Annotated in this window: 8 protein-coding genes; all 8 read right to left on the reverse strand. The window is 37.2% G+C overall.

What is annotated here, in order from left to right:
• Positions 1-201 precede the first annotated feature (201 nt).
• The gene (gene bioA, locus ACZIX2_RS09130; RefSeq protein ID WP_463339793.1) at positions 202-1,473 is read right to left on the reverse strand and encodes an adenosylmethionine--8-amino-7-oxononanoate transaminase; all 1,272 of its coding nucleotides are present in this window, start codon (positions 1,471-1,473) and stop codon (positions 202-204) included.
• A gap of 110 nt (positions 1,474-1,583) precedes the next feature.
• Complete coding sequence (gene bioD, locus ACZIX2_RS09135; protein WP_463339794.1) at positions 1,584-2,201, reverse strand: dethiobiotin synthase; 618 nt, start codon at positions 2,199-2,201, stop codon at positions 1,584-1,586.
• An 82-nt stretch (positions 2,202-2,283) separates the two neighbouring features.
• Positions 2,284-3,435 (reverse strand): aminotransferase class I/II-fold pyridoxal phosphate-dependent enzyme, encoded by a 1,152-nt coding sequence (locus tag ACZIX2_RS09140; RefSeq protein ID WP_463339795.1) that lies wholly within the window; start codon positions 3,433-3,435, stop codon positions 2,284-2,286.
• Between the two features lie 115 nt (positions 3,436-3,550).
• Complete coding sequence (locus ACZIX2_RS09145) at positions 3,551-3,832, reverse strand: F0F1 ATP synthase subunit epsilon (protein ID WP_463339796.1); 282 nt, start codon at positions 3,830-3,832, stop codon at positions 3,551-3,553.
• Between the two features lie 73 nt (positions 3,833-3,905).
• A complete protein-coding gene (gene atpD / locus ACZIX2_RS09150) occupies positions 3,906-5,417 on the reverse strand; it encodes a F0F1 ATP synthase subunit beta (RefSeq protein ID WP_463339797.1) in 1,512 nt (503 codons plus the stop codon).
• A gap of 256 nt (positions 5,418-5,673) precedes the next feature.
• Positions 5,674-7,230, reverse strand: coding sequence for a G-D-S-L family lipolytic protein (locus ACZIX2_RS09155; RefSeq protein WP_463339798.1), 1,557 nt, complete (start codon positions 7,228-7,230; stop codon positions 5,674-5,676).
• A gap of 27 nt (positions 7,231-7,257) precedes the next feature.
• Complete coding sequence (locus ACZIX2_RS09160; protein WP_463339799.1) at positions 7,258-10,083, reverse strand: TonB-dependent receptor domain-containing protein; 2,826 nt, start codon at positions 10,081-10,083, stop codon at positions 7,258-7,260.
• Between the two features lie 433 nt (positions 10,084-10,516).
• Entirely contained in the window at positions 10,517-12,364 is a 1,848-nt protein-coding gene (gene glmS / locus ACZIX2_RS09165) for a glutamine--fructose-6-phosphate transaminase (isomerizing) (RefSeq protein ID WP_463339800.1), read from the reverse strand.
• Positions 12,365-12,370 lie beyond the last annotated feature (6 nt).

Consider the following 12,370-nt stretch of genomic DNA (forward strand, 5'->3'; position numbering starts at 1 on the left):
GGTCGCAAAGAATTAGAGAAAGTCCACAAAATAATTAAAAATCTATACAAATTGTTCCATACAATGTGCATGAATAGAACACAGATTTTCCACAAAGCATAACACTTTACGAACCTTGCGATTTTCCTTTGCGTGCCTTGCGGCTAAAATGTCTATATTTTTTTCAATTTGTATCAATTCTTGAAATTCGAGTTTAAAAAACTACACGATTTCCAAAGCGCTTTCGACTACTTCATACACTTTTTGCAACTGAGCATCGGTAATAACATAAGGCGGCAAAATGTAAACTATATTCCCAACTGGACGAATAATTACCCCATTTTCAATAAAAAAATTATAAAGAGTATTACGCAAAGAGCCGTAATAACTAAAGCTGCTATCCGTCTTGATTTCCAAAGCGAAAATCACCCCAAAAACTCGGGTAGTGGCAACTTTTGGATGGGTAGCTATATGCTTTTGAAAGTCCAAATGGCGTTGATGAATGCGCTGAATGTTGGACTGCATCGTTTCGGTTTGCAACAATTCGATACTGGCTAGAGCTGCAGCACAACCTGTTGGATTCGCCGTAAACGTATGCCCGTGAAACAAGGCTTTGTTGATATCATCATCATAAAAAGCATAAAAAATTGCTGTTGTGAAAGTTGTAATCGCCATAGGAATAGTGCCACCAGTCAAGGCTTTAGACAAACACATCATATCGGGCAGGGTTTTCAAATAATCGCAAGCAAAGTTTTTTCCGGTTTTACCAAAACCAGTCATCACTTCATCGGCTATGGTCAATACTTGGTTTTCTTTACAAATTTGAAGCAAGTTATCCAAAGCTTCGGGTGCGTACATCACCATTCCTGCTGCACCTTGTATTAAAGGTTCAAAAATAAAAGCCGCGCAATTTTTATCGACAATTGCTTTTTGAAGAGCTGCTATACTTTCCGCTTCTTTTCCTTGCACTGGAACGGGAATCCGAACCACATCAATCATCATTCCTTGAAAAGCTTCGGTAAAAAACGAAATACCACTCGCCGCCATAGCCGCAAAAGTGTCCCCATGAAAGGCGTCTTCAAATGCAATAATCGTTGTTTTTGAAATCCCTTGGTTAAAGTGATACTGCAAAGCGACTTTTATAGCAATTTCGACGGCCGTAGAACCATTATCCGAGAAAAAGAGTTTTTGTTGATTGCTAGGTAAGATTTCAATCAATTTCTCGGACAATTGAACAGCAGGTTCGTGTGTAAATCCTCCAAAAAGCACATGCTCTAAGGTGGTGAGTTGCTTATAAATGGCATCCGCAATAAAGCGATTCGAATGGCCATACGGATTGACCCACCACGAAGCAATGGCGTCAATATATTCTTTCCCGTTTTCGTCCCACAATAAAGCGGCTTCGCCACGCACAATTCCAACTGGCAACGCGGCTGTTTTGTGTTGGGTGTACGGATGCCAAAGGTGTTTCTGGTCTCTTGCTGTTAAATTCATAGTGTTAAAGAAGATAGAGTAAAGAATATAGAATATAGAGGATAGACAATACTCTATAATTTTTGGACAAAGATAGAAAGTCTAGGCTCTTTGTTCTATATTCTAATTTCTTATAAATTCAATAATTGCTCTCGAAACAAATCGGCATATTCTGCAATTACATTGGTATCAAAATAGGGTTCTTGGTCGATTCTCCCAATGCATTTTACTCCTGTTTTGCTTAAAATAATCGATTCGGTTGCTTGATTTTCATCTCCAGAAAAAACAATTCCTGCTACAGTAATGTTTCGATTTTGTAAGGCCGCAATAGTCAAGAGTGTATGATTGATACTACCCAAATAATGACGAGAAACCACAATCACTTTGTAATCGGGTTGAATCAAATCGGCAATGGTATCGTTGGCATTCAAGGGAACTAAAATTCCACCAGCGCCTTCAATTACCAAATGGTTTTCGGTAACTGGCTCTTTAATCTGAGTGGTATCTATGGTGATTCCATCTATTTCGGCTGCATAATGCGGGCTTGCAGGTGTATGCAAAGCATAACTGTTGGGATGAAAAACAGTCTTTGGATTGGACACGTAGGCCTTTACTTTATGACTATCAGAATTATCTAAATCGCCTGCCTGAATGGGTTTCCAATAATCGGCTTCTAAAGCTTGAGTAATGATAGCGGCTGCAACGGTTTTACCAACATCGGTACCTATTCCTGTAATAAATAATTTCATAGTTAAATTTTTTCAAAATCAGGCAAAGGTAAAAAAGAACAATGAAATAGAAACTACAAACCACACTTACGATTGCTTATCATTATTCAAATACCAAATGATGCAACAAATGCAACACTCTATCAATTTCATTGGTAGTATTATAGCTATGCAAACAAAATCGCAAACGTTCCTGTCCTTCGGGGACTGTGGGCGCTAGGATGGGCTTTACATCAAAACCTTTTTCTCGCAAGTGTAAGGCTATATTTTTTACTTTTTCATTACCTGGAATGATAGCACATTGAATCGCAGATTGACTACGGACAAATAAAGGTTGTAAACCCAATAGTTTCTTCTGCTGATTAAAATAAACGATTGAATCTCTAAGTGCCTTTCGAGTTTCCTTTTGGGCCACTAGATGTTGATACGCTATGAAAATAGTCGCCACTGAGTGCGGTGAAAGCCCCGTGGTATAAATAAAACTTCTTGCAAAATTGACCAAATAAGATTGTAATAAAACAGACCCTAGAATTGCCGCTCCATGGCATCCTAGGCCTTTACCAAAAGTCATGATGCGAGCAAATACTTGTTTGTGCAACCCAAGCTGTTGCACCAAACCCTCCCCATTATCACCAAACACTCCCAAAGCATGGGCTTCATCAACCACCAAATAACTAGCATAAAGCGCAGTTAAACGAACATAATCAGCTAAGTGAGGCGCATCCCCATCCATTGAAAAAACAGACTCTGTAACTACATAAATAGTGGCTTCCGAAGTAGCTGTAAACTTCTGAAGCAAGCGCTCCAAATCCTCCAAATCGTTATGCAAGAATTTATAGGACTTGGCTAAACCTAATTGAATGCCATCTCGTATAGAAGCATGACATAACTCATCATACAACACGACATCACCTCTTTGAGGAACAGCGCTAAAAAAGCCCAGATTGGCATCGTATCCTGAATTGAATAGAAGAGCCGATTCGGACTCATGAAAATTGGCAATAAATTCTTCCGCAAATGAATAAACATGATGATTTCCGGATAACAAACGCGAACCAGTAGCGCCATTTCGATTGAAATGATGCTCCAATAAAAAATCGTGGGTTTGATTGAAAATCGAACTCGATTTGGAGAAACCCAAATAATCATTGGAAGAAAAATCGATTAAATCATTAGGGAAAGTCAATTGACGCAAGGCCAATTGTTCTTCACGAAGATTCAATTTTCGAGTGAGCGCTGGAGGAAAAGAAGTCATACACTATAGCGTTTAACAATGACAAAACTAAATTGAAATATCCAAAAAAAGGCTAGAAAATAGCTAAAAAAAAAGCCCAACATAAAGTTAGGCTTTTTACAAGTTTTCAATTCTTTTAGTCTGCCAAAAGAATTAATTTATTGTCTTTCATTTCGATTGTCCCTGAAGCTATATCTAGCGTGTACAATTGATTAGAAACTTTTTTTAATTGAGGTACATCTTCAATTGCAGTATCAAAACTTGTAGCTGCAATTTTTACAGTTCCTGCTTTTAATAGTGATACAATTGGCGCGTGATTATTCAAGATTTGAAAACTTCCATCTACCCCTGGTAAGGTAATAGAGGTAATCTCTCCATCGAATAACTTGGCTTCTGCTGATACAATTTCTAAAATCATATAATTTGAGTTAGAAGTTAGAAGTTAGAAGTTAGAAGTTTTAGGACTGCTAACTGAAAACATCCAACTGATTTTATGCTTCCGCTAACATTTTCTCTCCTGCCTCGATTGCTTGCTCGATGGTTCCTTTTAAGTTGAAAGCTGCTTCTGGCAAGTGATCCAACTCTCCATCAATAATCATATTAAAGCCTTTGATTGTATCTTTAATATCTACCAATACTCCAGGAATTCCTGTAAATTGTTCTGCTACGTGGAAAGGTTGAGACAAGAAACGTTGCACACGACGCGCTCTAGCTACTGCTAATTTATCGTCTTCAGACAACTCTTCCATACCAAGGATGGCAATGATATCTTGTAATTGTTTGTATTTTTGAAGAATTTCTTTAACTCTTTGAGCACAGTTATAGTGATCATCTCCAATGATATGAGGAGCCAAAATTCTTGAAGTAGAATCCAATGGATCTACCGCTGGATAAATACCTAACTCGGCAATTTTACGAGACAATACAGTAGTTGCATCTAAGTGAGCAAACGTTGTTGCAGGAGCTGGATCCGTTAAGTCATCCGCAGGAACGTAAACCGCTTGTACAGAAGTAATAGATCCTTTAGTTGTAGAAGTAATACGCTCTTGCATTGCCCCCATTTCTGTTGCCAATGTTGGTTGGTATCCTACCGCCGATGGCATACGTCCTAAAAGTGCTGATACTTCAGATCCTGCTTGTGTAAAACGGAAGATGTTATCCACGAAGAATAATACGTCTTTACCTTGGTCAGAACCTGCTCCATCACGGAAATACTCAGCGATAGACAATCCTGAAAGGGCCACACGAGCACGAGCTCCTGGAGGCTCATTCATTTGTCCGAATACGAAAGTAGCTTTAGAATCTCTCAATCCTTTCATGTCTACTTTTGACAAATCCCATCCTCCATTTTCCATAGAGTGCATGAAATCTTCACCGTATTTAATAATTCCTGACTCTAACATCTCACGAAGTAAGTCATTTCCTTCACGTGTTCTTTCTCCTACTCCTGCGAATACAGAAAGTCCACCGTGACCTTTTGCAATATTGTTGATCAACTCCTGAATCAATACTGTTTTACCTACACCGGCACCACCAAACAAACCAATTTTTCCTCCTTTTGCATAAGGCTCAATCAAATCGATTACTTTGATACCTGTAAATAAAACTTCAGAAGATGTAGATAAATCTTCAAATTTTGGCGCTGGTCTGTGAATTGGCAATCCATTATCACCTGATTTTGGCAACTCGCCTAAACCATCGATAGCATCACCCACTACGTTAAACAAACGTCCGAAAACATCTTGTCCAATTGGCATTTGAATTGGGCTTCCTGTTCCCACTACTTCATATCCTCTACTCAAACCATCAGTTGAATCCATCGAAATGGTACGAACGGTATTTTCACCGATGTGCGCTTGTACTTCTAGTACTAATAAAGTACCATCTTTTCTTGTGACTTCTAATGAGTCATAAATTTTTGGAAGTTCAACATCTTTTCCGTTGAAAACTACGTCCACTACTGGTCCAATGATTTGGGCAACTTTTCCTATAACTTTAGACATTACTTATGTATTTATTAAATAGCTATTTAGGTTTGAATTTTTTATCCAATGAAAATAAGGTTTCCAGAAGATTTTTTTCGAGTGCAAATATATATTTTTAAAATTCATATACCACATCTTTTTTTAAAAAATAGCACAAAAATTTGTAAATTAATTAGCTCACTAAAACGTTAGAAGTTTTAGTTGGACAATGAAATAAAAAAACCACTTGTTAAGCACAAGTGGTCTTTGGTTTTGGTTATTTATTTTGGTTATGTTATAATGAAGCGGGAAACAAAATACGATACTTCCCAACATTAACATCTTTGAAGTTGGCCCCAAACTTTGCATTGATTGCTTGAGTAAACAAGTTGGCAATTATAGCGTACCCTCTAGGGCTTGGATGTACGCCATCTAATGAAAACATACCTCCGGTAACAAAAGCAGAGGTTGTTGTATAACCATTGTAAACTATTCCTGTTGTCGCCAATTGATCGGTTACCCCTTTCAATTCTACAAATGCTAATCCTTTGGCATCTGCTACTGCCTTTATAGTTGCATTATAGGCATCGGTAGCGGTTTTAACTTCGGCAATTTCTGCTTTGGTCAAAACGTCTTTGTCTTGCATCGGATAGGTAATTCCAAATTTATTCAAAGGAGCTGGCACCCCTGCAGGCGAAGCACCTATCACTGTTTGCGCGGTTAGTACTACCAAATCATCTTTTGTGGCTTGACGGGCTTGACCAAATACTTGACCATAAAAAGCAGCTGTAGCCGCACCTAAAGTAGGCGTAAACGCAGCCGTTAATTGAGTAGATAAATTAGGTAAGGATTCATCAATGATCAACAATGGGTTTGAAGCCGTAGCCGATAAAAGGTTGATACGATCCCCTGCACCAAAAGCTGTCAATGCTTGTTTTAGCGGACCGTACAATTGGGTATTTAATGCGGTAACAGTAGCTTGTCCTACGGTTACATTACCTCCTCCTAACACCCCAACCGATAGCGGATTAAAAGGAACTGTAGTAAAATAAGGAAGTGCAGTAACATAAGGCAAATTAGCCACTACCCCTTTGGCACCTTTAGCTGTCATAGCATTTACAATGGCATTATAAGCATTGGCAAACACATTAGGATCGGTGATATCGTTGCTTGCATACGTCCTTGGATCCAAATTACCTGTTTGGTTTTTCCCAGTTCCACCTGATGTGGCATAACCCAAAATATCATTTCCTCCAATCCATAATGAAAAGAAAGTTGGGTCTTGCGCTACAGCATCAGCAACCACAGTGGTAGTTGCCGAAGTTGCGAATCTAGCAAAATATGGATTTGCAGCACCCGTTGCTACACCAGCAACATTGCCATAACCCGGCGCTACCAAATGGTAACTTTTGGCTCCTGGAACACTTAAATTATTGAATGGACCAGTTAATTTAGCAGTTACCTCTGTAGAAGGCTTACCAGCAACAGGCAATGGAGATCTGGTCACTAAATCGAAATATAATCTCACACCAAGTATTTGGTTCCCCCCAAAAAGCAACCCTCCTACATTATCCGCCATAAATGGAGTTTTGAACTCTCCTCCACCAGCTAAAACAAATTGATTTGCTAATAAATTAGCATATGACCCTTCTTGTGCTAATTTAAACAATGCATTATCACTAAAACCAGCCCCGTAAGAATCCCCTAAGGCCACATACTTAGTTACATCTGCAGTTCCTGCCGTTAAGGGCTTTCCGTCTGATGAATTCGAATCAATCGTTACTTCATCATCATTATTACAAGCTACAAATGCTAAAGAAGCAATAAGTAACCATTTGAAATTTTTTATCATTGTTCTTATTTTTTGATTAATGAATAATTACGGATTAATTGTCCAAGAAGCGAAGTATTGTTGACCGATTAACCCAGCCCCTAATACTTGACCATATTCTTTTCCTCCAATATTTGAAGCCCCTACTTTTAAAGTTGATCGCAAAGAAGGTATATTGTAATTTAATTGCGCATCAATCACAGTAGCAGAAGCGATTACACCATCAGCAAATGTAGACTGCCACAAATATTCACTATTCCATCTACCGCTTATATTAAATCCAAAGTTTTTAAATAAATTTTCATTACTAATTGAAGCTTTAACTCTGTGCTTTGGCGTATTGAAACCTGCCTCAAAACTTGGATCTTTAGCTTGATCAAAACTAAATTCTGCGTAGTTATAATTAACACCTACCTCAAAATCTTGATACACCTTTCTAGACAATCCAACACCAAATCCTAAGGATTTTATTTCTAAATCAGTATTAGTATACAATTGGAATGTTCTAGCATTTCCAGTCCCTAAAGCATGTACGGATTGCCAACCTAAATCAGCAGGGTTCGGCGTTGCATTTGGAGCATCTTGCGCAGTACCATACAAAGGAGCCACAACATTCAAGTTACCAATAAAATTATTGTAGATATTGTAATACCCATTAATATCAATAGAAGTTTTATTAATGAATGAACGATACCCCAATTCAAATGCTTTAACTTCTTCAGGCTTAACAAAACCGACATTAGTTTTACGCAATAATGTTGTGTTACCACCAGCTGCAGCAAAAGCCTGAACAGATGAAGCAGTATATGAATTATTGTAAGCATTTAAGCCATTAACCGTTACAGATGTTCCTCCTGCAAATGATTGCCCTAAAGCAGTAGCAACTGGCAACACCTCAGAATATCTAGTTAAGTTATCTGGAGCAGACCCTAACAAAATAGCACTACCCACGTTGAATCCTATATATTGGTCTTGTGTGGTCGGGTTTCTAAATCCTGTTTGAAAAGACCCTCTAAAATTATGATTCTTATTCTCTCCCGCTGAATATACCAAAGATAACCTTGGAGAAATATTACCTTTGAAATTTTGAGACTTATCATAACGAATAGAACCCGTAAACTTCAAACGATCATCCATCATTTTTTTGGTCGCTTGTGTATACAAACCGTATTCATTATAATAGATAGGACCATCAGCATCAGTATAAATACGTCCTCCAGAATTTAACTGGTACTGTCTAAATGAACCACCTACTTGTATTTCTGCAAAAGAGATTAAATCTTTGAAATTATAGTTAGCATCTGAATGATATATTCTAGAATTATCTACCAATTTAGAGCCAGACAAAACATTAGGATCTGCTATAACTTGATTAAAAGCATTTTTAAATGCTGCTGTTCCTGGAATCAATCTACCTGTATCAGCACTTGCTCTTGCTGCTGCATGGGCTTGATCTGGAGTAGAACCTGCTAAAGTCGCTCCAATATATCCAGCGGCGTACTGCCCAAACCAAGTTCTGTCATCTTTCCATTTTCTATTAATATTAATACCCGTAAACAACATGTCGTAAGAACTTCCTCCATCCTCAGTTGTAAAGTATCCTCTTACAAAGAAATTCTTGCCTTTGAACTCAATTTTATGTTGTTGCATAAAAAAGTTATTCAAGTAGTAACGATTAGCTCCTTGATAAACCGTATTCCCAAAGCCAAACTTACTTTGCCATATTACTTCCAATTTTTCATCCCCAAAAGGACGATAGTGTAAAGAGAAATCCACTTTAGTATTCGCAACTTTATTATCCGTCAAATCAACTTCATTATACCCGGTTCTGCTTACATTAGTATTTGGCAAAAGATTAACCAACGCAGTTGTCAGCCCAGGAACACCTGCAGCTACTAATGCAGTACCCACATTTCTAATATTTGTCGCTACCTCATCACCATAAATATTAATTCCATCATAATTAATAGTATTTCTATCTATCCCTTCTCTAGTCTTATCGTCATAATTTACCGCATGCCACTCAGTACCTTTCATTACAGAAAAATTAGCTTTTGCAGCAAATTTTGGACTGAAAACACCAGCCATTCTCACACCATAATCATAATAATCATTTGTTCCTGCTGCTTTTTGACTTGTTTGTCCAAACTTGGCATACGCAGTAATACCAGGAGATGTAAACGGGTTTTTACTATTCATAAACAAAATACCATTAAAAGCATTTGCACCATACAATGCAGAAGAAGCTCCTGGCAATAACTCTACACTTTGCACATCTATTTCAGATAAACCAATAAGGTTACCCAATGGAAAGTTCAATAAAGGAGAAGAATTATCCATACCATCCACTAATTGCATAAAACGAGTATTGGCAACCGAAGCAAAACCACGAGTATTAATAGATTTAAATGACATACTTGACGTATTCATTTGAACCTCTTTTAAATTTTCTAATCCATCATAAAAAGAAGGAGAAGCTGTTTTTTTTATCTCAGCAAGACCCATTCTTTCAATAGTTACTGGGGATTCTAAAACTCGTTCTGGAGTTCTAGAGGCAGAAACTACAATTTCTTCCAATTTAGTTTCTTGATCTTGTAATTTTACAACTATTTGCTGAGAATAGGAGGTTACTTTGAGTGTTTGAGACGTAAGTCCCACACTTGAAAAATCTAAAGTTACCGGTAACGATGGAACCGACTTTAAAGTAAACTTACCATCAAAATCGGTAGCTGTACTGATAGTTTGACCTACCACTTTGACGTTCACCCCTGGAATAGGTTGATTGTTTGCATCTGTAACAATCCCTGAAATTGATTTTTGTGCATACGTGAGACCACAACAAATCAACATCATAATAATGTAATAAATTCTCATTTGGATTTAGTTAATTGGTTTAGTTCGTAAATTTAAAAATATTTCACATATATCTAAAAATTGAATTTTTTTTTTAGTGAATTCCTAGCTTAAAAGCCATTTAAAACAACAAATTAAATTTTGAATAATGCAAAATTTTAAACCCTTAACCCATATTTTAACAACATATTATTATGCACGCATATATTTTGTCGTTTTTTTAGTAAAATACACACGGTTTCGTTGAAAAATTGATAAAAATTAACAAACTCCGAAAACGATTGATATTGAAAGTGATTTTTAGAATAATTGAGAAGTTATTTGAAAGAATTTTACCCTATTTTTAGACGGCTCAAATACTATTACCAAAGTGTAAAATATTCTTAAAAAAGGAGAGGAAAGTGCAAAAAAAAGCCTCAAAAGAATACTTTTGAGGCTAGTATAAAATAAAAATTTACTCTACTGTAACTGATTTGGCCAGGTTTCTGGGTTGATCAACATTACAACCTCGAAGCACCGCAATATAATACGACAACAATTGCAATGGTATAGTAGTAATTAATGGAGATAAAGCATCTGATGTTTCTGGGATCTCGATGACAAAATCAGCCAAGCTACGTACTTCAATATCACCTTTGGTTACAACTGCAATGATTCGTCCACTTCTGGACTTGATTTCTTGGATATTACTTACAATTTTATCATAATGTCCTTGTTTTGGCGCAACAACAATAACTGGCATTTGCTCATCAATCAGAGCAATAGGACCATGTTTCATTTCTGCTGCTGGATATCCCTCAGCATGGATATAAGAGATCTCTTTTAATTTTAAAGCCCCTTCTAATGCCACTGGGAAATTGTACCCTCTTCCTAAATACAAACAGTTGGCAGCATCTTTGAAAGTTTCAGCGATTAACTTGGCTTGATCATTGGTTAGTAAGGCATCCACAACCTTATTAGGTATGTTTTCTAATTCCTGCAAATAGGTATGATATTGTGATTGAGTCAAAGACCCCTTAGCTTTTGCTAAACGCAATGCAATCATGTTCAAAACCGTAATTTGTGTAGTAAATGCTTTTGTTGAAGCCACCCCAATCTCTGGTCCAGCATGTGTATAGGCTCCTGCATGAGTTTCTCTTGAAATAGAAGAACCTACAACATTACAAACACCAAAAACAAAAGCACCGTGCTCTTTGGCTAATTTGATAGCTGCCATAGTATCGGCAGTTTCTCCAGATTGCGAAATAGCAATAACTACATCTTTACTGGTTATAATCGGGTTTCTGTATCTGAATTCTGAAGCGTATTCTACTTCTACAGGGATACGTGTAAACTCTTCAAACACATATTCGGCCACAAGACCAGCATGCCAAGAAGTTCCACAAGCTACGATTATAATACGATCGGCATTTAGAAATTTCTCTAAATTATCTTCAACCCCAGCCATTTGAATGATGCCTTCGTTAGCATGCAATCTTCCTCTGTAAGTATCTTTGATTACATTGGGCTGCTCGTAAATCTCTTTTAACATAAAATGCTCATAGCCTCCTTTTTCAATTTGCTCCAAATTCATTTGAAGTTGTTGAATATAAGGATCAACTAAAGTATCATCCTTTATTTTGCGAATTTTCATAGGTTTGTGCAAACGAATGTTCGCCATTTCTCCATCTTCTAAATACACCGCATTAGAAGTATATTCAATGAAAGGCGAAGCATCTGAAGCTATAAAATATTCACCTTCTCCTACTCCAATAGCCAAAGGACTACCTAAGCGAGCTGCTACGATCTCATTGGGATTTTTTTTATCAAAAACGGCGATAGCATAAGCACCTACCACTTGATTTAAGGCCAATTGAACAGCTTTCCCTAATTTAAGGTTTTCGCTTTTTTGAACTTCCTCAATTAGATTTACCAATACTTCGGTATCTGTATCGGAATGAAAAACATAACCTCTATTGATTAATTCCTGCTTTAAGGGAGCATAATTCTCAATAATTCCATTGTGTATGATGGTTAAGTCACCAGAATTAGATACATGAGGATGAGAGTTCACATCATTTGGAACTCCGTGTGTAGCCCATCGTGTGTGACCTATACCAATTGTACCATTAGTAGTAATAGCTACTTGTGCTTTGGCTTCTAAATCTGATACTTTCCCTTTCGTTTTGCAAAGTTTGATTTCCTGTCCGTCATATATCATGATTCCGGCACTATCATACCCTCTATATTCTAAACGTTTCAATCCTTTAATTACAATGGGATAAGCTTCTCTATGCCCAATGTATCCAACAATTCCACACATAATTCT

Source organism: Flavobacterium riviphilum (assembly GCF_055231795.1).